Genomic DNA, 24,279 nt, shown 5'->3' with positions numbered 1-24,279 from the left:
CCAGCGCTCCGACCGCCACTGCTGCGACCGCCCTTCGGCGGCCGGATCGTCTCGACGTCATTGTCAGCCTTCACCCCTCCCGAGTGTGGCCTGCGTCACCCAGTGCTACCCCACCGATGGGGTGCTTGTCCACGACCTCGTGCGCGCGCCGGTACCCGTGACGCCTTCGTTCAGACCCCGTAGGTTGCCGTCATGGCGCTTCACGTCGTCGCCGCGCGCACCGACCCGGCCCTCTTCCGGCTGCCGTGGTCGAAGCCGCTCGCCGAGTGGGAGGACTGGTACGTCGTACCGCTGCCCCTCGGCCTGTCCCGGCACGTCGTGCGGGTAGTCCAGGTCAACCGCCAGTTCCTCGCCGTGAAGGAGACCGAGGAGGCGATCGCTCTGCGGGAGTACGACCTGCTGCGCGACCTGCAGCGTCTCGACCAGCCGTGCGTCGTACCGCGCGGCGTGGTGACGGGCCGGGTCGCCGAGGACGGCTCGCCGCTGCCGGCGGCGCTGCTCACCGAGCACCTGCACTACTCGCTGTCCTACCGCACGGTCTTCCAGCACGGCCTGCGCGCCGAGCAGGTCCCGGCGCTGGTCGACGCGCTCGTGGTGCTCCTCGTCCGGCTGCACCTGGCGGGCTTCTTCTGGGGCGACGTGTCGCTGTCGAACGCCCTCTTCCGCCGCAACGCCGGGGGCTTCGCGGCCTTCCTCGTCGACGCCGAGACCGGCGAGCCTGCGCGAGAGCGTGTCCGAGGCGATGCGCGAGCACGACGTGACCGTCGGGGTGGAGAACATCTTCGCCGAGCCTGATGGACCTCCAGGCCAGCGGCGACACCGACATCGAGGTCGACGCCCAGGAGGTCGTGGCGCACCTGAGCGAGCAGTACCACTCCCTGTGGGAGGAGCTCACCGCCGCGGAGGAGTTCGGCGCCGACGAGTGGTTCCGCGTGGAGCAGCGGATCAGCCGGCTCAACGACCTCGGCTTCGACGTCGACGAGTCTGGACGTGCAGACCGACTCCGACCGGGTGCGGATCCAGCCCAAGGTGGTCGAGGCAGGCCACCACCGCCGCGAGCCTGCGCGACCTCACCGGTCTCGTCGCCGAGGACAGCCAGGCCCGCAAAGCTGCTCAACGACCTGGCGGCCTACACCGCCCACTTCGGGTACGACGACGAGGACCGCGAGGTCGTCGCCCGCCGCTGGCTGAGCACGATCTACACCCCGATCGTCGCGCTGCTGCCGGACGACCAGCGAGCCAAGATCGCCCCGGCGGAGTACTTCCACGAGGTGATGGAGCACCGCTGGGCGCTCTCCGACGCGGCCGGCCACGAGGTCGACATCATCGAGTCGGCGCGGGACTACGTCGCCAACGTCCTCCCGGACCGGCCGCCGGACTCGCCCTCAGGCCTGCGCTGAGAGGCTCCCCCCGCACCGCCAGGCTCCGCGACCAGGCTCCTCCCGGCGCACCGGCCCACGCGACGCCAGCGCCCACAGCAGGAGCCGCGCCTTGAGGGGCGCCAGCCAGCCGGCACCGACGGCACCGCGGGCGGCGAGGTCCACCTCGGAGCCCGGGTAGCCGTAGATCGCCCGGCCGGTGGGCCCGGCGCCCGTGCGGGAGGCGAACACGACCGGGACCTGCGCCGCGGCCCGGCCGACCGCGACGGCCATCGTCGCGGAGACGTGGCCGGCGCCGAAGCCGGCGATCACGACCCCGTCCACGCCTCCGGCCACGACGAGGTCCGAGGACCGCGCCGTCGTCGCCGAGGTAGGTGGTCAGGAGCGGCACCCGGGGATTGCCGGGCTCGCCGGGCGGGGTCAGCGGTGCGAGCCGGGCGGGCGGGGCGGCGTAGCGGACCTCGCCCTCGACGCAGCGCCCCACCGGCCCGAACGACGGGGAGCGGAAGGCGCCGGTGGACAGGGAGTCCGTCTTCGCGACCCAGCGTGCCTGGTGGACCTCGTCGGCGAAGGCGACCAGCACCCCGCGCTCGCGCGAGCCGGGGGCGAGCGCCGTCCGCACGGCCGCGAGCAGGTTCGCCGGGCCGTCCGCCCCAGGCGCCTGCGCCGAGCGCATCGCCCCGGTGACGACGAGCGGCTCCGGGCGGTCCCAGAACAGGTCGAGCAGGTACGACGACTCCTCGAGGGTGTCCGTGCCCTGGGTGACCACGACGCCGGTCGCGCCCGCCGCGACCGCCTCGTCCGCCCAGCGCAGCGTGCGCAGCACGACGGCCTCGTCGAGCGACGGGCTGGGCAGGGACGCCAGGGTCTCGGCGCGCACGTCGGCGAGCGCCGCCAGCCCCGGTACGGCGGCCGCCAGCGAGTCCGCCGTCAGGGTGGGCACGATCTCGCTGCCGTCGCCGGCGCTGGACGTGGACGCGATGGTGCCGCCGAGCGCGCCGATCGCCACCGTGGGCCTCGCGGAGTTCATGCGGCCATCTTGTCCGATCCTCGCCGGGTGTCGGCGCACGGTGACAGGCTGGCGTCATGGTGAAGCAGCAGGTGCCCGGACGGAGGGGCGGCAGCGCCGAGCGACCGGCCCGCTTCTTCGCCGACGCGGACGAGTTCGACGCCTGGCTGGCCGCCCACCACGACACCGAGACCGAGTCTGTGGATGGGCCTGCTCAAGAAGCACGTCCCCGAGCGCGGGCTGACCTGGGAGCAGGCCGTCCCGGTCGCCCTGTGCTGGGGCTGGATCGACTCGGTCGCCCAGCGCATCGACGAGGACGCCACCCGCCAGCGCTGGACCCCGCGCAAGAGGACCAGCAACTGGAGCAAGGTCAACCTCGAGCTCGTCGAGCAGGCTGCGGGCCGCCGGCCGCATGCGGCCCAGCGGGATCGCCATCTGGGAGGCCCGCCGCCAGGAGCCCGCGCCCTACACCCACGAGGTCGATGGCGAGTCTCGTGCTCCCCGACGCATACGCCGCCCAGGCTGGCCGCCGACGCCGCGGCGACCGCCTTCTGGCGGGCCGCCACCCGCACCTACCGCCGGATCTGCGTCAACTGGGTCGTGACCGCCAAGCAGGAGGCGACCCGTGACCGGCGGATGACCCAGGCTCGTCGAGTGCTCCGCCGCGGGCGAGCCTGATCCCGAGCCAGCGCTACGGCGAGCCTCCCGAGGTGGGTCGAGCGTGCAGCCGCCGTCGCTCGGGACGCCTCCGGCTCGACGGAGTAGTCTATTCCCGCTCCTTCTCAGGTCCCCGGTCCTCATACCCCAGGTCCTGCCTCATCGCGGCGAGAAGGGCGAGCCGCAGGGTGCCGTCGACCAATCGGTGCTCTCCGCTCCACACCGTCTGGTAGAGCGCGTCGATCAGGTCGCTTCGGACCGGGTAGACGGCTTCCAACACCTCATCACCACCACAGAGCAGGGCGTCCTGAAACACCTTGTCGAACTCACGCAGGCTCACCGAACAAGCGCTCTGTGATCGCGTCGTAGCCGGCGCGCACGTCCGGCTCCATCACGTCGATGCACGAGTGGGCGTACGAGGACCAGGCGAGGGTCGACGACGGGTCTCCCGGCTCGTCCCCACCGGCTCCCACCTCACTCGGCTGTTCCGGCGGGTCGAGCCCGGCCGACTTGATGGCGGCGTCGAGCCCGGCCGCCTCGGTCTGCAGGAGAGCCTCGACGGCGTCCAGGGCGTTCAACAACGCTGCGTAGCACTCCCTGCGCTCGTGTCGTAGGCTCGCGCGACATCTCCTGCCGGTGCCCGGTCCGGATGAGGCTCGAGCCTGAGTCCTCCCGGTGTTCCGGCTGGTGAGCCAGGCGAAGGCCACCCCGGCGACACCGGTCACCGCGGTCGCCACTGGCGCGATCCACTCGTTGGCCATGACGCATCCTCGCAGACGGGCCGGCGCGGCCGCCGCCGTCAGGACGCCTCCGGCTCGACGTAGACCGTCCCGCCCAGACTCGACGAACTCCGCCGACTTCTGGGCCATCCCGTCCTCGGCGAAGCGCTCCCGGACGTCCTGGCTGATCCGCATCGAGCAGAACTTCGGTCCGCACATCGAGCAGAAGTGCGCGGTCTTGGCGTTCTCCGCGGGCAGGGTCTCGTCGTGGAACTCCTCGGCGGTGACCGGGTCGAGCGAGAGCGCGAACTGGTCGCGCCAGCGGAACTCGAAGCGCGCCCTCGACAGCGCATCGTCCCAGTCGCGGGCGCCGGGGTGGCCCTTGGCGATGTCGGCGGCGTGCGCGGCCAGCTTGTAGGTGATGACGCCGGTCTTCACGTCGTCGCGGTTCGGCAGGCCGAGGTGCTCCTTGGGCGTGACGTAGCAGAGCATGGCGGTGCCGTGCATCGCGATGGTGGCGGCGCCGATCGCGGAGGTGATGTGGTCGTAGCCGGGCGCGATGTCGGTCGCGAGCGGCCCGAGCGTGTAGAACGGCGCGCCGTGGCACCACTCCTGCTGGAGCCGGACGTTCTCCTCGACCAGGTCGAGCGGGACGTGACCGGGGCCCTCGACCATCACCTGCACGTCGTGCTCCCAGGCGCGCGCGGTGAGACTCGGCGAGGGTGCGCAGACTCGGAGAGCCTGGGCCTCGTCGTTGGCGTCGGCGGTGCAGCCGGGGCGCAGCCCGTCTCCCAGCGAGAACGCCACGTCGTACGACGCGAAGAGCTCGCACAGACTCGTCGAAGTGCGTGTAGAGGAAGTTCTCCTCGTGGTGGGCCAGGCACCACCCGGCCATGATCGAGCCGCCCCGGCTGACGATCCCGGTGACCCGCCGCGCGGTCAGCGGGACGTAGCGCAGCAGCACCCCCGCGTGGATCGTCATGTAGTCGACGCCCTGCTCGCACTGCTCGATGACGGTGTCGCGGAAGACCTCCCAGGTGAGCTTTGTCCGCCTCGCCGTCGACCTTCTCCAGCGCCTGGTAGATCGGCACCGTGCCGATCGGGACCGGTGAGTTGCGGATGATCCACTCCCGCGTGGTGTGGATGTCGTCGCCGGTGCTGAGGTCCATGACGGTGTCCGCGCCCCAGGTGATCGCGTGGGTGAGCCTTGTCGACCTCCTCCGCGATCGAGGAGGTGACCGCGGAGTTGCCGATGTTGGCGTTGATCTTCACCAGGAAGCGCCGTCCGATGATCATCGGCTCGGACTCCGGGTGGTTCACGTTGACGGGGATGATCGCCCGCCCGGCGGCGACCTCCGAGCGCACCAGGCTCGACGTCGCACTGCTCGCGCGCGGCGACGTAGTGCATCTCCTCGGTGACGATCCCGGCGCGGGCGTAGGCCATCTGGGTCACCTTCGTGCCCCGCAGCGGGCGCCGGCGCGCACCGCGCCACTCCCCCTGCGCCGCACCGCGGCGCAGCGCACCGCGGCCGTTGTCGACGAGCCTGCGTCTCCCGGCCGTCGTACGGCGTGGTGTCGGCGCGCGCCGCGATCCACTCCGCGCGCCGGGGCGGCAGGCCGGCCTCGGGTTCGGAGCCGGGCCCGGAGGTGCAGTAGCGGTCGAACGTCTCGCCGTTGGTCAGCGCGACCCGGGTGAACGGCACGCGCAGGTCGCCGGCCTCGATCCGGGTGTGGGCGGGGTGCACAGTCATCTGGTTCCTCCTGTGGGGTGGGTGGTGGAGAGGTGCGCGACCGGCCCGCGGCCGCGGCCGAGGGTCCAGTCCTTGCCGAGGTGGAGCCTGCCGGGCGACGTACGCGTCGGCACGGGTGGCGGCATCGGCGAGCGGTACGCCGTGCGCCAGGTAGGCGGCGAGTGCGGCGCTGTGCGTGCACCCGGTGCCGTGGTCGTTGGTGGTCGGGATGTCGCCGCCGCGGGTGACGAGGACGTGGTCTCCGGTGGGCCGGCCGAGCGCCTCGAGCTCGTCCTCGTTCGGTGTCGCCACGGTCGCGACGGGCAGCAGGACGTCGCGGTAGGCCGCGACGACGTCCGCGTCCCCGAGCACCGCGCCGGAGGTCGCGACCAGGACCGGGTCGACGACGAGGATCCGGTCGGCGCAGCGTTCCGCGACGAGCCGGACCACCGCGGCCGAGGCGAGCATGCCGGTCTTCACCGCGACCGGGTCGAGGTCCTCCAGCACCGCGTCCAGGCTGCGCAGCGACCACGTCGAGCGGCACCGGGTGCACCGCCCGGACGCCGAGGGTGTCCTGCGCGGTGACGGCGGTGACGACGCACGCGCCGTGCACGCCGAGGGCCGCGAAGGTGGTGAGGTCGGCGGCGATCCCAGCGGCCCCGCCGGAGTCGGTCCCGGCGATGGTGACGACGACGGGCGGGTTCATGCGACCTCCCGCAGCAGCGCGGCCACGACGGCGGCCGGATCCGCCGCCCGCATCACCGCACCCAGCACGGCCACCCCGTGGGCGCCGGCGGCGCGCGCGGCCGCGGCGTTGGCGGGCGTGATCCCCCGAGCGCGTACGACGGCAGGGGCAGTCCGTCGAATGCCGATGCCGGCAGCGGCGGGCCGTAGCCCGGCTTGCTGCCCGTTGCCGCGAAGGGCGACAGCGTCGCCCATGCCGCGCCCTCGGACGCGGCCCGGGCGATCTCCGCGCGGTCGTGGCAGGAGCGCCCCCAGGTGCCCGCCGACGGCGCCGGGTCCGCTGCTCGGACGTGCACTCCCCGGCAGCCGGGGACCGCACGGTGCGCGGCGACGACGTCCAGCCCGGCGGCCCGTGCCGACGCGGCCAGCGCCGCCCGCTGCTCGTCGGGCAGGTCGGCCTCGCGCAGCAGCACGGTGCCCAGCCCGGCAGCGGCGAGCGCCGGGAACACGTCGCCGAGCGACCGGCCCGGCGGCAGCAGCCGGCGGTCGGTCAGCACGAGCAGGCGCGGGATCACCCGACCCGCCCTCCGACCGGGCTGGACGCGCGGGCGACGGCCTGGCGCGGGATCCTCCCGGCGGCATGGGCCATCCGGCCGGCCAGCACCGCGAGTCGGAGCGCCCCTGCCATCGCCACTGGGTCGTCCGCGCGGGTGACGGCGGTGGCGGCGAGGACGGCGTCGCAGCCCAGGCTCCATGGCGAGGGCGGCGTCGCTCGCCGTACCGACGCCGGCGTCCAGCACCACCGGCACGTCCACCGCCGCCCGGACGGCCGCGATCGCGTGCGGGTTGAGCACACCCAGCCCGGAGCCGATCGGCGAGCCGAGCGGCATCACCGCAGCACAGCCCGCGTCCACGAGACGCCGCGCCACGACCGGGTCGTCGGTGGCGTAGGGCAGCACGGTGAAGCCGCGCCGGACCAGCCTGCTCGGCGGCGTCCAGCAGACTCGATCACGTCGGGCAGCAGCGAGTGCTCGTCGCCGATCACCTCCAGAGCTGACCCAGTGCGTGCCGAGCGCCTCGCGAGCGAGCTCCGCGGTGAGCACGGCCTCGCGCGCGGAGCGACATCCGGCCGTGTTCGGCAGCAGCCGTACGCCGTGCGCCCGCAGGCTCCGCCAGCAGCCCGCCGTCCGCGAGCGAGGAGGCCCGCCGCATCGAGACCGTGACCAGCGCCGGCTCCGCCGCCTCCAGCACCGGGCCGAGCAGGGAGACGCGCGGCAACCCGCCGGTGCCGAGGAAGAGCCGCGAGCCGAGACCGACGCCGTCGATCGCCAAAGCGCTCATCCGCCCTGCACCGCCGTCACGATGTCCACGACCGCGCCCTCGGCGAGCAGCGGCGCCGACCAGACCGAGCGCGGCACCACCTCCCCGTCGATCGCGACCGCGACCCCGTCCGGACTCGTCCGGCCGAGCCGCTCGCCCAGCAGGTCGCCGACCGTCCGGGCCTTGGTGTGCAGCGGCTCGCCGTTGCAGGTGATCGTCATCGTGCTCCTTCCATCGCACGGCGGGGATCGAGGACGGGGTCCACCCGCCCGGTCTCGAGGTGGTCGGCCACCAGGCGCGCGGTCAGCGGCGCGAGCAGGACGCCGTGCCGCCCGTGCCCCGCCGCCAGCACGACGCCCGCGACCCCGCTCGGACCGACGAGCGGCAGCCCGTCTGCCGTCGCGGGCCGGTCCCGGGCGGTGCCCTCGACGAGCTCGGCGCGGTCCAGTGCCGGCCAGAGCCGGCGACCGGCGTCGAGCAGGCGCAACGTGCCGCCCGCGGTGAGCACCGGCGGCGCGTCGTGCCGCTCGGTCGTCGCGCCGAGCACGACCCGCCCGTCCCCGCGCGGCACGAGGTACAGCGGCTCGCCGGCCACCCAGCCGCGCACCGTGCGCAACGGCGGGTCGTCGGTGCGCAGCCGCAGGATCTCCCCCGCACGCCGGACACCAGGCCGGTCCACGGCTCGGGCAGGCGCGCGCCGGTCGCCACGACGGTGACGTCGGCACCGCCCGGCCCCGCCACCATCCGCACCCGCTCCAGCAGCGCGGCACACACCGCCCGCGGGTCGACGCTCGCCTCCCCGGGCAGCAGCACGCCACCGGCCACCCGAGCCAGGGACGGCTCCGCCTCCCGCACGCCGGCGCGGTCCAGCGCCACGACCTCCCGGCCGTGCCGGCTCAGCAGCGCGGCCTGCCGCTCGACCTGCTGGAGGTCGCCCGCGTCGTGGCCCACCAGGAGGGTGCCCTCGCTCCACAGCGCCACCCCGAGCCGCCCGGCCAGGCTCCGGCCACAGGCTCCAGCGAGGCGAGCCCGAGGCGGAGCAGGCTCCTCCTCGCCGTACCAGACCTCGGCGGCGGGGCTCAGCATCCCCGCCGCGGCGTACGACGCCCCGCGGGCCGGGCGTGGGTCGACCACCGACACGGTGTGCCCACGGCGGAGCAGGCTCCTCGGCGACCGTCAGCCCGACGATCCCGGCCCCGAGCACCTCCACTCGCATCAGCCGACCGCCGTCACGGGCTCCTTCGCTGCGGCCACGGGATCGGGTTCTCGCCAGATCGCGCCGATCACGGCCACACCGTGCGCCCCCGCGGCCCGCGCCTCGGCGGCCGTCGCGGCCGTGAGCCCGCCGATCGCGACGAGCGGCAGCACGCCCGCAGCGGCCGTGACGGCCCGCAGGCCCAGCGGCTCCGGCAGGCCGGGCTTGGAGCCGGTCGGGAAGAGCGGCCCGAAGCCGGCGTAGTCCGCGCCGCTCGCGGCGGCGGCGAGCACACCGGCGCGGTCGCGGCAGGTCGCGCCGACGATCAGCCCGGGCGCGATCCGGCGCGCGTCGGCGACAGCGAGGTCGTCGGCACCGAGGTGGACGCCGTCCGCGCCGGCCGCGAGGGCGACGTCGAGCCGGTCGTTCACGAGCACCCGCGCGCCGTACGGCCGGACGGCGTCGAGGACCAGGGTCGTCAACGCGACGAGCTTCGCGGGTGGTCAGGTCCTTGGCGCGGACCTGGAAGCCGTCGACCCCGGCCCCGGCCAGGGCGGGCAGGAGGGCGAGGTCGTCCCATTCGGACACCAGGCAGAGCACACGTGCAGTCATCGTCATCCGTTCCTTCGCCGGCATGACCCGGATCAGGTGTGACGGTCGGAGCGGCTCCAGGCTCCCTCTCAGCCCGCTGCCGCGGACTCCCGTGGGTTGTCGAGACTCACGCTAGCGCACGGCTGTGCGCGGCCAGGTAGCGGCGCACGGCCAGCGCCGCCGCGCGCCCGGCGCGGTTGCCGCCGATGGTGCTCGCCGAGGGCCCGTATCCCACGAGCCTGGACCCGGGGGTCACGCTCGGCCGTGGTCGCGGTCTGCACGTCGGTGCCGCTCTGCAGCAGCGCGATCCCGCCGTGCTCGCTGCGCAGGTGCAGCGGAGCGAGGTGCCCGACGGCGGGCCGGAAGCCCGTCGCCCACAGGATCACGTCCACCGGCTCGAAGGCTGCCGTCGGCCCAGCGCACCCCGTCCGGCTCGATCCGCTCGAACATCGGGCGGCGCCGCTCGTAGGCGCCCAGCCTTGCGGCCTCCTGCTCCTGCGGGCGCAGGGCCAGCCCCGTCACGCTGACCACGCTCGCGGGCGGCAGCCCGGCACGGACCCGCTCCTGCACCAGGCTCGATGGCGTGCCGGCCGACGCTCTCGTCGAAGTGCTCACGCCACACCGGCGGGCGGCGGGTCACCCACAGCACGTCGGTGCGCGGCGCCAGGCTCGCCGATGAACTGCACCGCGGAGGCGCCGCCGCCGACCACGAGCACCCGCTTGCCGTCGAAGTACGGCGCACCCGGGTAGTCGGCGGTGTGCAGCTTGCTCGCCGCGGAACTCCCCCGACCCCGGGTACGACGGCGCGAACGGCCGCGTCCAGGTCCCCGTCGCGTTCACCAGGGTCCGCGTCGTCCACTCCCGCGCGCCGGCGTGCACCACCAGCAGACTCGCCCTGCGAGGTCACCCGGTCCACCCGCACCGGGCGCACCACGGGCAGGTCGTGCACGGCCTCGTAGCGGGCGAACCACTCGGCGAGCACGACGTTCGCGCGCGCTCCCGAGCCGCCCGGAGCGGGCGCGTCGGGGAGGTCGGCCACGCCGTGGACGTCGTTCATGGTCAGCGAGTCCCAGCGGTGCTGCCAGGCGCCACCCGGACGCTCGTTCGCGTCGAGGAGCACGTGGCTGATCCCCAGCCGCCGCAGGTGGTACGACGCGGAGAGCCCGGCCTGACCGGCTCCGACCACCACGGCGTCGTACACGTCCACGGGAGCCGAACGCCCCCGGATGACCTGTCGAGTCCCGGGCACCACTGCGACATTGGTCACGCATTCGCAGCAGCCGCGTCGCAACCGATAACGTTCGCCCCAGAGCGTGACCACCGGAGTGGGAGTTCGTTAAATCTCCGGGGGGATGCTCGGCTTTCCGGCCTCGACGGCGGAGAGTGGGGGTTCCAGGGGGAACCGACCAACCAACAAACTGAATGGGAATGGGGTCCCAAGCCGTGCGCAAGGCTCGTCTCTCTCGCCGCCTTCGTCCTGATGGGCGTCGGCCTCGTCGCCGTGCCGTCACCGGCACACGCCGCGACGACGGAGTGGTACTTCTCGGCCAACACCGGTGCCACCTACGTCAAGGCCCTCGGCGGAACCGTCTCCTCCGACCTGACCGCGGCCAGCGGCATCAGCGGCGGCCCGGACACCTCGTCGAAGAACAGCACGCTGTCCGCCAACGCCGCTGGCCTGCTGAGCGCCGGTGCCGCTGAGACGCGGACCACCGCCACGCGCAACAACGCGCGGGACCTGACCGTCAACTCCTACGCCCGGGTCGCCGGTGTCAACCTGCTCAACGGCCTGATCAAGATCGACGCCGTCGAGACCGACATCAACACCATCGCCAAGGCCGACGGCACGCACACCGTCAACGGTGGCACCAAGTTCCTCGGCATCAAGATCGCCGGCGTCAACCTGCCGGCCACCATCCCGCTCAACTACGGCGTGAGCATCCCGAACGTCGCGGCGATCAGCCTCAACAACGTCACCCACGCCTCCAAGGACGGCCTCACCGCCACCCTCGGCTGGGGTCTCGCCGTGCAGGCTCCTCGGCGAGTACGGCGGCTACGACGCGGGCACCACGATCGTCCTCAACCCGGTCAACCACTACCTGACCGAGGTCATCCCGGCCACCGACGGCCCGCGGCTGGGCGGCTTCGCCTACGCCACCAAGGTCCAGGCGAACGTGACCAACCAGGTGAAGGTCCTCAGCGACCCGACCGCCATCGTCTACACCCCCTACGGCGGCAGCCAGGGCAAGGAGCCGACCAACAGCACCGCCTCGGTCAACCTCCCGGGCCTGCTGACGGTCGGCGCGATCAAGTCCACGAGCACCTCCTCGAAGGACAACGCCACCGGTGACGCGACGATCCGCAACAGCAACGCCACGGCCAAGGTCAACGTCCTCAACGGACTGATCAAGGCCGATGCGATCGAGGTGGTCGCGACCGGCAAGCGGACCAACGGCGTGTGGTCGCACACCGAGGAGATGAACCTCGTCAACCTCGTCATCGCCGGCAACGCCATCCCGATCAACGTCTCCCCCAACACGGTGATCGACGTGGCCGGCCTCGGCAAGGTGGAGATCAACGTGCGCGCCGCCGTCCCGAGCTCGATGCTCAACGGCATCGTGGGCCTGCGGATCACGCTCGACACCGCGAAGGCGGGCCTGCCGGCCGGCGCGGTCGTGGAGCCTGGCCTTCGCCGCCACGCAGATGAGCCTCAGGCTGATCGCCTGAGCAGGCTGAGCACAGCACCGAGAGGGCCGGGTCGCGATGCGACCCGGCCCTCTGTGCGTCCCCGGTCGGCGATATCCTCGGTAGCCGTGGCTGAAGCAGAGTTCCGGTACTCCGACCTCCTCCCCGCGTCGCACGACGACACGCCCTACCGCCTGATCACGACCGAGGGCGTCGAGACGGTCGAGGGACCGGGCGGCGAGAGGTTCCTCAAGGTCGATCCCGCCGCCATCCAGCGGCTCACGGCCGAGGCGATGCACGACATCAGCCACTACCTGCGGCCCGCGCACCTCGCGCAGCTGCGCAAGATCATCGACGACCCGGAGGCCTCCGGGAACGACCGCTTCGTCGCGCTCGACCTGCTCAAGAACGTCAACATCTCCGCGGGCGGCGTGCTGCCGATGTGCCAGGACACCGGCACCGCGATCGTGATGGGCAAGAAGTCCGAGGGCGTGCTCACCGGCGCCGAGGACGGCGAGTGGATCAGCAAGGGCGTCTACGACGCGTACACGAAGCTCGAACCTGCGCTACTCGCAGCTGGCCCCGCTGACGACGTACGAGGAGAAGAACACCGGCAGCAACCTGCCGGCCCAGGTCGAGATCTACTCCACCGCGCAGGGGCCGAAGGGGCCGGAGTACAAGTTCCTCTTCATGGCCAAGGGCGGCGGCTCGGCCAACAAGTCCTTCCTGTTCCAGGAGACCAAGGCGATCCTCAACCCGAAGCGGATGCTGGAGTTCCTCGACGAGAAGATCCGCTCGCTCGGCACGGCCGCCTGTCCGCCGTACCACCTGGCGGTGGTGATCGGCGGCACCAGCGCGGAGTTCGCGCTCAAGACCGCGAAGTACGCCTCCGCGCACTACCTCGACAACCTGCCCACCGAGGGCTCGATGAACGCCCACGGCTTCCGCGACCTGGAGCCTGGAGGAGGAGGTCTTCAAGGCTGACCCAGTCCTTCGGGATCGGCGCGCAGTTCGGCGGCAAGTACTTCTGCCACGACGTCCGCGTGGTCCGCCTGCCCCGCCACGGCGCCTCGTGCCCGGTCGCGATCGCGGTGTCCTGCTCGGCCGACCGCCGGGCGCTCGGCAAGATCACCGCCGACGGCGTCTTCCTCGAGCAGGCTCGAGACCGACCCCGCGCAGTACATGCCCGACGCAGGCGTGGCCGAGGACATCTCCGGCGGCGAGGTCGTCAAGGTCGACCTCAACCGGCCGATGAGCGAGATCCTGGCCCAGCCTGTCGTCGTACCCGGTCAAGACCCGGCTCTCGCTCACCGGCCCGCTCGTGGTGGCGCGCGACATCGCGCACGCCAAGATCCAGGAGCGCCTGGACGCCGGCGAGGAGATGCCGGAGTACCTCAAGAACCACCCCGTCTACTACGCCGGCCCGGCCAAGACCCCCGAGGGGATGGCCTCCGGCTCCTTCGGCCCGACGACCGCCGGCCGGATGGACTCCTACGTCAAGTCCTTCCAGGCCGCGGGCGGCTCGATGGTCATGCTCGCCAAGGGCAACCGCTCCCAGCAGGTCACCGAGGCCTGCGACACCTACGGCGGCTTCTACCTGGGCTCCATCGGCGGCCCTGCCGCGCGGTTGGCGCAGGACTGCATCAAGAGCCAGGAGGTCATCGAGTACCCCGAGCTCGGCATGGAGGCGGTCTGGAAGATCGAGGTCGAGGACTTCCCCGCCTTCATCGTCGTCGACGACAAGGGCAACGACTTCTTCACCGACCCCGGCGGCGCGGTCACCGTCCCGATCTCGGGGATCCGGGTCCGCTCGGCCGAGTAGCGCCACGGGGCCCGGGTACCACCGGGCATGGCCGTCACCGCGTTCCAGGACCTCCCGCTCGCCGAGCGCGACCGGGTGCGCAGCCACCTGGCGAAGTACTACCGCAAGATGGGCGACACCCCGCCCTGGGAGGACTGACCCGGGAACCGTGCGCCGGCGCGGGCCGTTGACCAGGCATGCGCTGCCCCGTTGACGAGACCACGCTGGTGATGAGCGAGCGGAACGGCATCGAGATCGACTACTGCCCGCAGTGCCGCGGTGTGTGGCTGGACCGCGGCGAGCCTGGACAAGATCATCGACCGCTCCGTGGGCCAGACCGCGCCCGCGCCGCAGCAGCCCCCGCAGCCCCAGCAGTACGAGCGGTACGACGACGACCGGCGCCGTCACGACGACCGCGGCTACCAGCAGGGCTACGCCAAGAAGCGCAAGCGGGAGAGCCTGGCTCTCCGAGTTCTTCGACTGAGCGGGAGGCGGTTGGCTACGGTGCGGCTGGCTACTGTGGAGAGGTGAACGACGCCCCGCAGTACCGCATCGAGCACGACTCCATGGGCGAGGTCCGGGTCCCGGCCGCCGCCCTCTGGCAGGCCCAGACCCAGCGTGCGGTCGAGAACTTCCCGATCAGCGGCACCCCGATCGAGCCGGCCCTCGTGCACGCGCTCGGCGAGGTCAAGGCCGCGGCGGCCCGGGCCAACGCCGATCTCGGCGTGCTGCCGCCCGAGCCTGGCCGAGGCGATCGCCGCCGCAGCCCGGGCGGTGGCCGACGGCGAGCACGACGGCGAGTTCCCGATCGACGTCTTCCAGACCGGCTCGGGCACCAGACCCAACATGAACGCCAACGAGGTGATCGCTACTCTCGCCGGGCGCTCGGGCGTGAGCGTGCACCCCAACGACCACGTCAACGCCAGCCAGTCGAGCAACGACACCTTCCCGACCGCGCTGCACGTGGCGGCGACCCTCGCCGTCGTACGCCAGGCTGCTGCCGGCGCTCGAGGTGCTCGCCACGTCGCTGGAGTCGAAGGCGACGGAGTTCGGCGACCTGGTGAAGTCGGGGCGCACCCACCTGATGGACGCGACCCCCGTGACCCTCGGCCAGGAGTTCGGCGGGTACGCCGCGACGGTGCGCTACGGCGTCGAGCGGCTGGAGTCGGTGCTGCCGCGGGTGCGAGAGCCTGCCGTTGGGCGGCACGGCCGTCGGGACCGGCATCAACACCCCGCCCGGATTCGCGCAGGCCGCGATCGCGGCACTCGGGGAGGCCACCGGCCAGCCGTTCAGCGAGGCCCGCAACCACTTCGAGGCACAGGGCACCCGGGACTCACTGGTCGAGCCTGAGCGGCGTGCTGCGCACCGTCGCCGTCGGGCTGACCAAGATCTGCAACGACCTGCGCTGGATGGGCTCCGGACCGACCACAGGCCTCGCCGAGATCCACCTGCCCGACCTGCAGCCTGGCTCCTCGATCATGCCGGGCAAGGTGAACCCGGTCCTGCCCGAGGCCACCTTGATGGTCTGCATGCAGGTCATCGGCAACGACGCGACGGTCACCGCGGCGGGCGCGAGCGGCGCCTTCGAGCTCAACGTCGCGATGCCGGTCATCGCCCGCAACCTGCTGGAGTCGGTGCGCCTGCTGTCGACAGCCTCGACCACGCTCGCGCGCCGGTGCATCGACGGCATCACCGCCGACGCCGAGCGGATGGCGCGCTACGCCGCGTCCTCCCCGTCGGTGGTGACGCCGCTCAACCGGCACATCGGCTACGAGGCCGCCGCCAAGGTCGCCAAGCAGGCGCTCGCGAGCGGCAGCACCATCCGCGAGACCGTGCTGGAGCTGGGGTACGTCGAGCGCGGCGACCTCACCCTGGAAGAGCCTGGACGCCGCGCTCGACCTGATGTCGATGACCCGGCCGTAGTCCTCAGGCCCGCTGCCGGCCGGTGAGCGCCGCCGCGGCGATCACCGCGACCGCGGCCACCGCGATCTGCCACAGGTGGCGCAGCCAGTCGATGCCGTTGGTGGCGTTGTCCCACGTGGCCTCGTGGCCGTCGAAGGGCTTGTTGTTGTGCCCGAACAGCACCCAGTAGAGCAGGCTGCCGACGAGCATGCCGACGATGCCGCACACGATCGTCAGCCAGAGCGGGAACTTGGTGCGGTCCCCCGGCGCCACCGCCTTGCCGATGAGGCCGATGATCGTTCCGCCGACGATGGTGACGATGATGGTCCACAACATGGCGTGCTCCTTCCGTCGTGCGGGGCACCCGCGCCCCGTCCCGAGCATCATCCACCCGCACCCCGTCCATGGCGAGGCTCACCACGCCCGGGCGTGGCGCCCAGTGCCGTCCGGCGGCTTGGGTGGTGCGGTGACCGCCCTGCTCCGCGCCCTCGTCGACGGCGCCGGGCGACCGGTCACGATCGACGGCACGAGCCTCGGTGCCGCGGACCTGCTCGGTGTGCGCTTCACCGACTCCCTCCCCCGCAACGAGTCTCGGCAAGGTCCAGAAGAACCTGCTGCGCTAGCGGCCGGGGCGGGGTGCGGGAATACCCGCTTCAGCGGGGATTCCTACGGTTCTTGGCCGTTGCAACGGTCAAGAACCGCAAGAAGACGTCAAGAACCCCCCGCGCGGGATGGCCGCCGGACGGGCTCCGCTCGCGCCATTAGCCGGCAGCACGGGACGAAGCCAGGCCCGGAGCCGGAGGAAGCGAGGAACGAGCGACCGCAGGCGCAGGGAGCGCCGTTCCCAGCGCCGGCAGGTACGCCGCCAGGCGGGCTCCACCTCTACCCAAGCCAACCGCGGCGCGGCTCGCGCCATCGAGGCTCAGTACCAGTTGTGGCTCTCCGAGTGGCCCCAGGCGCTGCAGGGCGAGCCGTAGCGGCTCTGGATGTAGCCCAGGCCCCAGCGGATCTGCGTGGCGGGGTTGGTGGCCCAGTCGGGGCCGGCCGAGGACATCTTCGAGCCGGGCAGGGCCTGCGGGATGCCGTAGGCGCTGGAGCCTGGGGTTGTCGGCGTTGACGCGCCACCCGGACTCGCGGGTCCACAGCGAGTCGAGGCAGCCTGAACTGGTCGGCGGAGAAGCCGAACTCGCTCAGCAGCGCCCGGGCGATGTCGCGCGGGTCGGAGTCGGACGACTTTGCGCTCGTCGGTCATCGCGGAGCCGGTGGCGTCGGCCAGGCTCGCGGTCTTCGCGGGGTCGGCCTCGGGGCGGCGGTCCGAGCGGGAGACGACGGGGTCGCGGCGCTCGGTGCTGGCCGCGGTCGGCAGGGACTGGCCGGCGGCGCCGACGGCGTCGATCTCAGCGCTGGCCGCTGGCGCCGCGGTGCCGTTGCCGAGGACTCCGGCGGTCACCGAGACCCCCGTGACGGCGACGGCGACCGACGACATGACGACCACGTTGCGGGCTGCCTTGCGAGGGGCTTCGGCGAGATGGGCATGCTTCGGCGCTCCGCGGTGCTTGGGCGCGGGCTTGGCGTGCTTCGTCAAAATTCTCGACTTCGGGCTCGACTGCAGGACTCAGGTCACCGCCCGATCGGGCCCGACTTCATCGTCGTCACCGCCGGCGACCAGCGTCCACCATGCCTGACCCCTCTGCGAGGTGCAAACCGAACCGCGCGATCTCTCCCCGCCATGTGGCCTCGTTCGTCACACGCGTCACATCCGCCCCGGAACGGTACGACGCCCCGGCGGACCAGGCCCGCCGGGGCGTCGTACCGCAGCCTCGTCAGACGACGACGTTCTCCAGCATCTCGGTGACCAGCGCGGCGATCGGGGACCGCTCGGACCGGGTCAGCGTGACGTGGGCGAACAGCGGGTGACCCTTGAGCTTCTCCACCACGGCGACGATGCCGTCGTGCCGCCCCACTCGCAGGTTGTCGCGCTGGGCGACGTCGTGGGTGAGCACCACCTTGGAGTTGGCGCCGATCCGGGAGAGCACGGTGAGCAGCACGTTGCGCTCCAGTGACTGCGCCTCGTCGACGATCACGAAGGAGTCGTGCAGCGAGCGGCCGCGGATGTGGGTCAGCGGCAGCACCTCGAGCATCCCTCGGTCCAGGATCTCCTCGACCACGTCGCGCGAGGTGAGCGCGCCGAGGGTGTCGAAGACGGCCTGGCCCCAGGGCGACATCTTCTCCGACTCCGAGCCCGGCAGGTAGCCCAGGCTCCTGGCCGCCGACGGCGAAGAGCGGGCGGAAGACCACGACCTTCTTGTGCTGCTGGCGCTCCATGACCGCCTCCAGGCCGGCACACAGGGCCAGCGCCGACTTGCCCGTGCCCGCACGACCGCCGAGGGAGACGATGCCCACCTCGGGGTCGAGCAGCGACTCCAGCGCGATCCGCTGCTCGGCGCTGCGGCCGTGGATGCCGAAGGCCTCGCGGTCGCCGCGGACCAGGTGCACCTGCTTGTCCGGGCCGACCCGTCCGAGCGCGGTGCCGCGCTCGGACAGCATCACCAGGCCGGTGTGGCACGGCGAACTCGCGGGCCTCGGCGAGGTCGAGCGTGCCGTCGTCGTACAAGCTCGTCGAGGTCGTCGGCGGACACCTCCACCTCGGTCATGCCGGAGTAGCCCGTGTCGGAGTCGCTGACCGCCTCGCCGCGGTACTCCTCCGCGTCCAGGCCGACCGCGGACGCCTTGATCCGCATGGGGAGGTCCTTGGAGACCAGGGTGACCTGGTGCCCCTCGTCGGCCAGGTTGCGGGCGACGGCGAGGATCCGCGTGTCGTTGTCGCCGAGGCGGAAGCCGGACGGCAACGAGGCCGCGTTGGTGTGGTTGAGCTCGACGCGCACCGAGCCACCGTCCTCACCCACGGGGACAGGCGTGTCGAGGCGGCCGTGGCTGACCCGCATCTCGTCCAGTGCCCGCAGGGCGCTGCGCGCGAAGTACCCGAGCTCCGGGTGGTGCCGTTTGGCCTCCAGACTCGGTGATCACCACCACCGGGAGGACGACCTCGTGCTCCTCGAAGCGCCGCAGCGCGGCGGGGTCGGCCAGCAGCACGCTGGTGTCGAGGACGTAGGTACGGCGCTGTGCGCTGGCCTGGGCCTTCGTGTTCGCCACGATTCACCTCACCGGACCGCGCGCCCGTCAGGGCCGCCCGGCCCTATCCCTTGAAGACGGACCGGGTTGCGCAGTCGTGATGGTTCACGTCGGGCCTCCCGATGTGGCCGGCTTCCCCACCTGCCACTGCATCGGAAGGTACGCCCGAGACCTCACCAGAACGGGCGCCACGCCGCACCGGGGAAGTTAATGTCAGGTGACGCGTCGGTACGCCAGGTCGGTGATGGCGCGCTCCTTCGCACGCCCCTTGCGCTCGAACTTGGTGACCGGCCGCTCGTCCCAGCGCTCCACAACACCGCCCTCCAGCAGCGGCTCCGCGTCGAGCACCTCGACCATCTGCTCGGCGTAGTCCGCCCAGTCCGTCGCCAGGCGCCACAGCCCGCCGACCGCCAGCCGGGAGGCGATCAACCGGGAGTTCTCCGCGTTGACCAGGCGGCGCTTGTGGTGCCGCGTCTTGTGCCACGGGTCGGGGAAGAAGGTCCACAGGCTCCGCGATCTCCTGCTCGGCGAACAGGTGCTCCAGGGTCCACACCGCATCCACGCTGCAGAACCGCACGTTGCGCGCCCCGGCCTCACCGACGCGCCACATGCTCTCCGCGACGCCCGGGACCCAGACCTCCAGCGACAAGATGTCGTACGACGGCCGAGCGGCCGCCAGCGCTGCCGTGGCCTCGCCCACGCCGCCCCCGATCTCGACGATCATCGGCGCCTCGCGGCCGAAGTACGTCGACCAGGCGAAGCCGTCCGCCTCGACCGCCTCGTCCGGGATCACCCACTGCTCGGCGTACTGCTCCCAGCCGCGCTGCTGGCGCGGCGAGGTGAGCCGGCTGCCGCGCCGGGCGTAAGCCAGCACCTCGCGCACCGCGCGGCCGTCCTCGGTCGGCCTTGTGGTGCGGCCGGGCGGGGCGTACTCCGTCGTTCACCCGCCCATTCTCCCGGCTTCCCGGCGCGACCCGGAAATGCGGGAGAGCCCCACCGCCCGAAGGCGGCGGGGCTCTCCCCGAAGCAGGTCAGATCACTTGGTGATCTTCGTGACCCGGCCGGCGCCGACGGTGCGGCCACCCTCGCGGATCGCGAACTTCAGACCCTCGTCCATCACGATCGGCTGGATGAGACCCGACCGACATGTCCGTGTTGTCGCCCGGCATGACCATCTCCGTGCCCTCGGGGAGGGTCACGACGCCGGTCACGTCGGTGGTCCGGAAGTAGAACTGCGGACGGTAGTTGTTGAAGAACGGCGTGTGACGGCCGCCCTCCTCCTTCGAGAGGATGTAGACGCTCGCCTCGAAGTTGGTGTGCGGGGTCGACGTGCCCGGCTTCACCACGACCATGCCGCGCTCGACGTCCTCGCGCTTGGTGCCGCGCAGGAGCAGACCGACGTTCTCACCGGCCTGGCCCTCGTCGAGCAAGCTTTGCGGAACATCTCGACACCGGTGACGGTCGTCTTGATGGGGGTCTCCCGGATGCCCGAGATCTCGACCTCCTCGTTGACCTTGACGATGCCGCGCTCGATGCGACCGGTGATGACGGTGCCACGACCGGTGATCGTGAAGACGTCCTCGACCGGCATGAGGAAGGGCTTGTCGACCTCACGCTCGGGCTGGGGGATGTACTCGTCGACGGCCGACATGAGACTCGGCAACCGACTCGCCCCACTTGGCGTCGCCGTTGAGGGCCGGGAAGGCCGCCACGCGCACGACCGGAACGTCGTCGCCCGGGAACTCGTACTCGGAGAGGAGCTCGCGCACCTCCATCTCGACGAGTCTCGATGAGACCCTCGTCGTCGACCATGTCGCACTTGTTGAGCGCGACGACGATCGCCGGCACGCCGACCTGGCGGGCGAGCAGCACGTGCTCACGCGTCTGGGGCATCGGGCCGTCGGTCGCGGCAACCACCAGGATCGCGCCGTCCATCTGCGCGGCACCGGTGATCATGTTCTTGATGTAGTCCGCGTGACCGGGGCAGTCGACGTGCGCGTAGTGGCGCGCCTCGGTCTGGTACTCGATGTGCGCGATCGAGATCGTGATGCCGCGCTGGCGCTCCTCGGGAGCCTTGTCGATCTGGTCGAACGGCGAGGCCTCGTTGAGGTCCGGGTACTTGTCGTGCAGAACCTTCGAGATCGCCGCGGTCAGCGTCGTCTTGCCGTGGTCGATGTGACCGATCGTCCCGATGTTCACGTGCGGCTTGGTCCGCTCGAACTTCGCCTTAGCCACTGGGGGCTCCTCCTGGTGTGGTTGTTACTTGACTCGTACTAAAGGGGTGGTGCCGAGGGCCTGCGGGAGATTACTCGCCGCGCGCCTTCTTGATGATCTCGTCGGCGATGTTCGTGGGAACCTCGGCGTACGAGTCAAACTCCATCGAGTACGACGCCTGACCAGAGGTCTTGGACCTCAGGTCGCCAACGTACCCGAACATCTCGGACAGCGGCACGAGGGCGGACACGACGATGTCGCCGTGACGCTCCTCCTGCGCGCGGATCTGGCCGCGACGGCTGTTGATGTCGCCGATGACCGTGCCGAGGAAGTCCTCGGGGGTGGTCACCTCGACGGCGAACATCGGCTCGAGGAGGCACGGGTTCGCCTTGCGGGCGGCCTCCTTGAACGACTGGATGCCGGCGATCTTGAACGCCAGGCTCCGAGGAGTCGACGTCGTGGTAGGCGCCGTCCTCGAGGCTGAACTTGACGTCGACCATCGGGTAGCCGGCGAGGATGCCGAACTCCATGGCCTCCTGGCCGCCGTTGTCGACCGACGGGATGTACTCGCGCGGCACGCGGCCACCCGAGACGTTGTTGACGAACTCGTAGCCCGCACCGAGACCGGTCTCGGGGTCGATGTTCGGCTCGAGGGAGATCACGACCTTGGCGAACTGGCCCGAACCACCGGTCTGCTTCTTGTGCGTGTAGGCTTGTGGTTCGACACCGTGCCGCGGATGGTCTCGCGGTAGGCGACCTGCGGCTTGCCGACGGTGGCCTCGACCTTGAACTCCCGCTTCATGCGGTCGACCAGGATCTCCAGGTGGAGTCTCGCCCATGCCGGAGATGATGGTCTGGCCGGTCTCCTCGTCGGTCTTGACGACGAAGGTCGGGTCCTCCTCGGCGAGACGCCCGATGGCGACACCGAGCTTCTCCTGGTCGGCCTTGGTCTTCGGCTCGATGGCCACCGAGATCACCGGCGCCGGGAACGTCATCGACTCGAGCACGACCTGCTTGCTCGGGTCCGACAGCGTGTGACCGGTGCGGGTGTCCTTGAGGCCCATCACGGCGACGATCTGGCCCGCGCCGACCGAGGCGATCTCCTCACGCTTGTTGGCGTGCATCTGGTAGACCTTGCCGATCCGCTCCTTGCGGCCGTTGCTCGCGTTGAGCACGGTCGCGCCGGCCTCGAGCTTTGCCCGAGTAGACGCGGACGAAGGTCAGGCTTTGCCCAGGTGCGGGTCGGCCGCGATCTTGAACGCGAGCGCGGCCAGCGGCTCCTCGCTGGAGGGCTTGCGGACGATCTCGTTCTCCTCGGTCTCCTCCGCACCCGGCTTGTGGCCGACGATGGCGTCCACGTCGAGCGGGGAGGGGAGGTAGTCGACGATCGCGTCGAGCAGGGGCTGGACGCCCTTGTTCTTGAACGCGGTGCCGGTGAGGATCGGGTTGACCTTGTCGGCCAGCGTCGCGCGACGGATGGCGGCCTTGAGGGTCGGCACGTCGAACGTGTCGCCGTCCTCGAGGTAGACCTCCATGATGTCGTCGTCGACCTCGGCGAGCGTCTCGATGAACTTCTCGCGGTACTCGGCGGCCTTGTCGGCCGGGTCCTCGGGGATCTCCTCGACGACGTAGTCCTCGCCCTGGGCGGTCTCGCCGCGCCAGACCTTGGCGTTCATCTCGACCAGGTCGACGACACCGATGAAGTCGCCCTCGGCGCCGATCGGGATCTGCAGGATCAGCGGGGTGGAGTTCAGGCTTCTGCACGATCGAGTCGACGACGCGGTAGAAGTCCGCACCGGTCCGGTCGAGCTTTGTTGACGAAGCACATCCGCGGGACGGAGTACTTGTTGGCCTGACGCCACACCGTCTGCGACTGGGGCTCCACACCGGCGACACCGTCGAACACCGCGACGGCACCGTCGAGGACGCGCAGCGAGCGCTCCACCTCGACCGTGAAGTCGACGTGCCCGGGGGTGTCGATGATGTTGATCTGGTGCTTCTTCCACCAGCAGGTCGTCGCGGCCGACGTGATCGTGATGCCGCGCTCCTGCTCCTGCTCCATCCAGTCCATCGTGGCGCCGCCGTCGTGGACCTCACCGATCTTGTAGGTGATGCCGGTGTAGAACAGGATGCGCTCGGTGGTGGTGGTCTTGCCGGCGTCGATGTGCGCCATGATGCCGATGTTGCGGACGACGTTGAGGTCCGTCGTGATGTCGACTGCCACGTGAGTCAGCGTTCCTTAGGTTTGGGATGAGGTGACGGGACGGGCGCCGCGAGCAGCGGGCCCGCCCCGGGAGGTCACCAGCGGTAGTGGGCGAATGCCTTGTTGGACTCGGCCATCTTGTGCGTGTCCTCGCGCTTCTTCACCGCGGCACCGAGGCCGTTGGCGGCGTCGAGGATCTCGTTCTGCAGGCGCTCGGCCATGGTCTTCTCGCGGCGCTCCTGGGCGTAGCCGACGAGCCAGCGCAGCGACAGCGTGGTGCCGCGGTTGCCCTTGACCTCGACCGGGACCTGGTACGTCGCACCGCCGACGCGGCGGGACTTGACCTCGAGCGCGGGGCGCACGTTGTCGAGCGCGCGCTTGAGGGTGATGACCGGGTCGGTGCCGGTCTTCTCGCGGGTGCCCTCGAGAGCGGCGTACACGATCCGCTGAGCAACCTGCTTCTTGCCGTCCTGGAGCACCTTCGAGACCAGGCTGGCTCACCAGCCTGCGACCCGTAGACCGGGTCGACGTCGATGGGGCGCTTCGGCGCGGGGCCCTTGCGCGGCATGTCGGCTCTTCTCCTTCTTGGCGCCGTAGCGGCTGCGAGCCTGCTTACGGTTCTTCACGGCCTGCGTGTCGAGCGCGCCGCGGATGACCTTGTAGCGAACACCGGGCAGGTCCTTCACACGACCGCCGCGGACGAGCACGATCGAGTGCTCCTGCAGGTTGTGACCCTCACCCGGGATGTAGGCGGTGACCTCGACGCCGCTGCTCAGGCGCACACGGGCGACCTTGCGCAGGGCGGAGTTCGGCTTCTTCGGGGTGGTGGTGTAGACGCGGGTGCACACACCGCGCCGCTGGGGCGAACCCTTCAGGGCAGGCGTCTTGTTCTTGGACACCTTGTCCTGGCGGCCCTTGCGGACCAACTGCTGAATGGTGGGCACCTGGTGGTTCCCTTTCGATTTCTCTGCACGGCTCGGCGACCTGCCGGGCTCGGGATGATGCTTGCTGCGTGCCGGATGTTGATCCCCTTCGCCAGGCTCCCGGACCGGGCTCT

Annotated in this window: 20 protein-coding genes, 17 pseudogenes and 1 riboswitch; of the genes and pseudogenes, 11 read left to right on the top strand and 26 right to left on the bottom strand. The window is 71.4% G+C overall.

Going from position 1 to position 24,279, the window contains the following annotated elements:
* Positions 1-192 precede the first annotated feature (192 nt).
* Together G5V59_RS29300 and G5V59_RS29295 are read left to right on the top strand one after the other, a co-directional pair.
* Positions 193-795 (top strand): hypothetical protein, encoded by a 603-nt coding sequence (locus tag G5V59_RS29300; protein WP_278258825.1) that lies wholly within the window; start codon positions 193-195, stop codon positions 793-795.
* Positions 795-1,400, top strand: a complete 606-nt coding sequence (locus G5V59_RS29295) for a DUF4032 domain-containing protein (RefSeq protein ID WP_278258824.1) — start codon at positions 795-797, stop codon at positions 1,398-1,400. The genes G5V59_RS29300 and G5V59_RS29295 overlap by 1 nt, the downstream gene beginning before the upstream one ends.
* Here G5V59_RS29295 and G5V59_RS29290 read toward each other — a convergent pair.
* Positions 1,324-2,409 (bottom strand): asparaginase, encoded by a 1,086-nt coding sequence (locus G5V59_RS29290; protein ID WP_278258823.1) that lies wholly within the window; start codon positions 2,407-2,409, stop codon positions 1,324-1,326. The two genes, G5V59_RS29295 and G5V59_RS29290, sit on opposite strands and share 77 nt — an antisense overlap.
* On the opposite strand from G5V59_RS29290, the gene G5V59_RS29285 reads away from it, so the two are divergent.
* Positions 2,315-2,632 carry a hypothetical protein gene (locus tag G5V59_RS29285; RefSeq protein ID WP_278260368.1) on the top strand — a complete coding sequence of 106 codons (318 nt, stop codon included), beginning with the start codon at positions 2,315-2,317 and terminating at the stop codon, positions 2,630-2,632. The two genes, G5V59_RS29290 and G5V59_RS29285, sit on opposite strands and share 95 nt — an antisense overlap.
* Positions 2,593-3,066 (top strand): YdeI/OmpD-associated family protein, encoded by a 474-nt coding sequence (locus G5V59_RS29280; RefSeq protein WP_278258822.1) that lies wholly within the window; start codon positions 2,593-2,595, stop codon positions 3,064-3,066. The genes G5V59_RS29285 and G5V59_RS29280 overlap by 40 nt, the downstream gene beginning before the upstream one ends.
* 88 nt (positions 3,067-3,154) lie before the next feature.
* Here G5V59_RS29280 and G5V59_RS29275 read toward each other — a convergent pair whose 3' ends face one another.
* The 16 genes and pseudogenes from G5V59_RS29275 to G5V59_RS29205 form a co-directional block, all read right to left on the bottom strand.
* Positions 3,155-3,385, bottom strand: coding sequence for a hypothetical protein (locus G5V59_RS29275; protein WP_278258821.1), 231 nt, complete (start codon positions 3,383-3,385; stop codon positions 3,155-3,157).
* Entirely contained in the window at positions 3,372-4,571 is a 1,200-nt protein-coding gene (locus G5V59_RS29270) for a phosphomethylpyrimidine synthase ThiC (RefSeq protein ID WP_278258820.1), read from the bottom strand. Before G5V59_RS29270 ends, G5V59_RS29275 begins: the two co-directional genes overlap by 14 nt.
* 91 nt (positions 4,572-4,662) lie before the next feature.
* Positions 4,663-4,776 (bottom strand): annotated as a pseudogene (locus G5V59_RS29265) (phosphomethylpyrimidine synthase ThiC); the annotation flags it as partial.
* A gap of 106 nt (positions 4,777-4,882) precedes the next feature.
* Positions 4,883-4,933: pseudogene (locus tag G5V59_RS29260) on the bottom strand (hypothetical protein); the annotation flags it as partial.
* A 103-nt stretch (positions 4,934-5,036) separates the two neighbouring features.
* Positions 5,037-5,096, bottom strand: a pseudogene (locus G5V59_RS29255) (hypothetical protein); the annotation flags it as partial.
* A complete protein-coding gene (locus tag G5V59_RS29250; RefSeq protein WP_278258819.1) occupies positions 5,081-6,001 on the bottom strand; it encodes a bifunctional hydroxymethylpyrimidine kinase/phosphomethylpyrimidine kinase in 921 nt (306 codons plus the stop codon). The pseudogene G5V59_RS29255 and the gene G5V59_RS29250, both read right to left, overlap by 16 nt.
* A gap of 73 nt (positions 6,002-6,074) precedes the next feature.
* A pseudogene (locus G5V59_RS29245) lies at positions 6,075-6,200 on the bottom strand (bifunctional hydroxymethylpyrimidine kinase/phosphomethylpyrimidine kinase); the annotation flags it as partial.
* Between the two features lie 52 nt (positions 6,201-6,252).
* Positions 6,253-6,720 (bottom strand): annotated as a pseudogene (locus tag G5V59_RS29240) (thiamine phosphate synthase); the annotation flags it as partial.
* 29 nt (positions 6,721-6,749) lie between these two features.
* Complete coding sequence (locus G5V59_RS29235; protein WP_278260129.1) at positions 6,750-6,872, bottom strand: hypothetical protein; 123 nt, start codon at positions 6,870-6,872, stop codon at positions 6,750-6,752.
* 118 nt (positions 6,873-6,990) lie between these two features.
* Positions 6,991-7,320 (bottom strand): annotated as a pseudogene (thiG, locus tag G5V59_RS29230) (thiazole synthase); the annotation flags it as partial.
* Entirely contained in the window at positions 7,220-7,519 is a 300-nt protein-coding gene (locus G5V59_RS29225; protein ID WP_278258818.1) for a hypothetical protein, read from the bottom strand. The pseudogene thiG and the gene G5V59_RS29225, both read right to left, overlap by 101 nt.
* On the bottom strand, positions 7,516-7,719 hold the full coding sequence (thiS, locus tag G5V59_RS29220; protein WP_278258817.1) for a sulfur carrier protein ThiS: 204 nt from the start codon (positions 7,717-7,719) through the stop codon (positions 7,516-7,518). Before thiS ends, G5V59_RS29225 begins: the two co-directional genes overlap by 4 nt.
* Positions 7,716-8,702 carry an FAD-dependent oxidoreductase gene (locus tag G5V59_RS29215; RefSeq protein ID WP_278258816.1) on the bottom strand — a complete coding sequence of 329 codons (987 nt, stop codon included), beginning with the start codon at positions 8,700-8,702 and terminating at the stop codon, positions 7,716-7,718. The genes thiS and G5V59_RS29215 overlap by 4 nt, the downstream gene beginning before the upstream one ends.
* 11 nt (positions 8,703-8,713) lie before the next feature.
* Complete coding sequence (locus G5V59_RS29210) at positions 8,714-9,175, bottom strand: thiamine phosphate synthase (protein WP_278258815.1); 462 nt, start codon at positions 9,173-9,175, stop codon at positions 8,714-8,716.
* Between the two features lie 121 nt (positions 9,176-9,296).
* Positions 9,297-9,408, bottom strand: a riboswitch (TPP riboswitch).
* Positions 9,374-9,676 (bottom strand): hypothetical protein, encoded by a 303-nt coding sequence (locus G5V59_RS37910; protein WP_341351059.1) that lies wholly within the window; start codon positions 9,674-9,676, stop codon positions 9,374-9,376. Its footprint overlaps the riboswitch before it by 35 nt.
* Positions 9,667-10,485, bottom strand: coding sequence for an NAD(P)-binding protein (locus G5V59_RS29205; RefSeq protein ID WP_341351058.1), 819 nt, complete (start codon positions 10,483-10,485; stop codon positions 9,667-9,669). The genes G5V59_RS37910 and G5V59_RS29205 overlap by 10 nt, the downstream gene beginning before the upstream one ends.
* A 279-nt stretch (positions 10,486-10,764) precedes the next feature.
* On the opposite strand from G5V59_RS29205, the pseudogene G5V59_RS29200 reads away from it, so the two are divergent.
* The 7 genes and pseudogenes from G5V59_RS29200 to G5V59_RS29175 form a co-directional block, all read left to right on the top strand.
* Positions 10,765-11,271, top strand: a pseudogene (locus G5V59_RS29200) (choice-of-anchor P family protein); the annotation flags it as partial.
* A 187-nt stretch (positions 11,272-11,458) separates the two neighbouring features.
* Positions 11,459-12,463 (top strand): annotated as a pseudogene (locus G5V59_RS29195) (choice-of-anchor P family protein); the annotation flags it as partial.
* A gap of 67 nt (positions 12,464-12,530) precedes the next feature.
* Positions 12,531-12,953, top strand: a complete 423-nt coding sequence (locus G5V59_RS29190) for a fumarate hydratase (RefSeq protein ID WP_341351331.1) — start codon at positions 12,531-12,533, stop codon at positions 12,951-12,953.
* A pseudogene (locus tag G5V59_RS29185) lies at positions 12,950-13,027 on the top strand (hypothetical protein); the annotation flags it as partial. The gene G5V59_RS29190 and the pseudogene G5V59_RS29185, both read left to right, overlap by 4 nt.
* Before the next feature lie 263 nt (positions 13,028-13,290).
* Complete coding sequence (locus G5V59_RS29180) at positions 13,291-13,791, top strand: FumA C-terminus/TtdB family hydratase beta subunit (protein WP_341351330.1); 501 nt, start codon at positions 13,291-13,293, stop codon at positions 13,789-13,791.
* 176 nt (positions 13,792-13,967) lie between these two features.
* Positions 13,968-14,024: pseudogene (locus G5V59_RS37905) on the top strand (hypothetical protein); the annotation flags it as partial.
* Between the two features lie 312 nt (positions 14,025-14,336).
* Positions 14,337-15,694: pseudogene (locus G5V59_RS29175) on the top strand (class II fumarate hydratase).
* Positions 15,695-15,697: 3 nt separating this feature from the next.
* On the opposite strand, the gene G5V59_RS29170 reads toward G5V59_RS29175, so the two are convergent.
* From G5V59_RS29170 to rpsL, 9 genes and pseudogenes are all read right to left on the bottom strand, one after another.
* The gene (locus G5V59_RS29170; RefSeq protein ID WP_278258814.1) at positions 15,698-16,009 is read right to left on the bottom strand and encodes a hypothetical protein; all 312 of its coding nucleotides are present in this window, start codon (positions 16,007-16,009) and stop codon (positions 15,698-15,700) included.
* Positions 16,010-16,595: 586 nt separating this feature from the next.
* Positions 16,596-17,159, bottom strand: coding sequence for a lytic transglycosylase domain-containing protein (locus G5V59_RS29165; RefSeq protein ID WP_278258813.1), 564 nt, complete (start codon positions 17,157-17,159; stop codon positions 16,596-16,598).
* Between the two features lie 337 nt (positions 17,160-17,496).
* Positions 17,497-18,829: pseudogene (locus G5V59_RS29160) on the bottom strand (PhoH family protein).
* Between the two features lie 189 nt (positions 18,830-19,018).
* Complete coding sequence (locus tag G5V59_RS29155; protein ID WP_278260126.1) at positions 19,019-19,363, bottom strand: hypothetical protein; 345 nt, start codon at positions 19,361-19,363, stop codon at positions 19,019-19,021.
* 13 nt (positions 19,364-19,376) lie between these two features.
* Positions 19,377-19,529 (bottom strand): annotated as a pseudogene (locus tag G5V59_RS29150) (tRNA (guanine-N7)-methyltransferase); the annotation flags it as partial.
* A 312-nt stretch (positions 19,530-19,841) separates the two neighbouring features.
* Positions 19,842-21,040 (bottom strand): annotated as a pseudogene (gene tuf / locus G5V59_RS29145) (elongation factor Tu).
* Between the two features lie 70 nt (positions 21,041-21,110).
* Positions 21,111-23,192 (bottom strand): annotated as a pseudogene (gene fusA, locus G5V59_RS29140) (elongation factor G).
* Between the two features lie 125 nt (positions 23,193-23,317).
* Positions 23,318-23,790 (bottom strand): annotated as a pseudogene (gene rpsG / locus G5V59_RS29135) (30S ribosomal protein S7).
* 7 nt (positions 23,791-23,797) lie between these two features.
* Positions 23,798-24,166, bottom strand: a pseudogene (rpsL, locus tag G5V59_RS29130) (30S ribosomal protein S12); the annotation flags it as partial.
* Positions 24,167-24,279: the final 113 nt, after the last annotated feature.

The organism is Nocardioides convexus, from assembly GCF_011090295.1.
This window is presented reverse-complemented; position numbering and strand designations above follow the sequence as displayed.

Excerpts from the sequence above, each read along its gene's own strand:
- G5V59_RS29280 (WP_278258822.1), top strand. The coding sequence starts at position 2,593 with ATGGGCCTGCTCAAGAAGCACGTCCCCGAGCGCGGGCTGACCTGGGAG.
- G5V59_RS29165 (WP_278258813.1), bottom strand. The coding sequence starts at position 17,159 with ATGTCGTCGGTCGCCGTCGCCGTCACGGGGGTCTCGGTGACCGCCGGA.
- G5V59_RS29170 (WP_278258814.1), bottom strand. The coding sequence starts at position 16,009 with ATGTTGTGGACCATCATCGTCACCATCGTCGGCGGAACGATCATCGGC.
- thiS (WP_278258817.1), bottom strand. The coding sequence starts at position 7,719 with ATGACGATCACCTGCAACGGCGAGCCGCTGCACACCAAGGCCCGGACG.
- G5V59_RS29225 (WP_278258818.1), bottom strand. The coding sequence starts at position 7,519 with ATGAGCGCTTTGGCGATCGACGGCGTCGGTCTCGGCTCGCGGCTCTTC.
- G5V59_RS29300 (WP_278258825.1), top strand. The coding sequence starts at position 193 with ATGGCGCTTCACGTCGTCGCCGCGCGCACCGACCCGGCCCTCTTCCGG.
- G5V59_RS29290 (WP_278258823.1), bottom strand. The coding sequence starts at position 2,409 with ATGAACTCCGCGAGGCCCACGGTGGCGATCGGCGCGCTCGGCGGCACC.
- G5V59_RS29155 (WP_278260126.1), bottom strand. The coding sequence starts at position 19,363 with ATGCGGTGTGGACCCTGGAGCACCTGTTCGCCGAGCAGGAGATCGCGG.
- G5V59_RS29295 (WP_278258824.1), top strand. The coding sequence starts at position 795 with ATGGACCTCCAGGCCAGCGGCGACACCGACATCGAGGTCGACGCCCAG.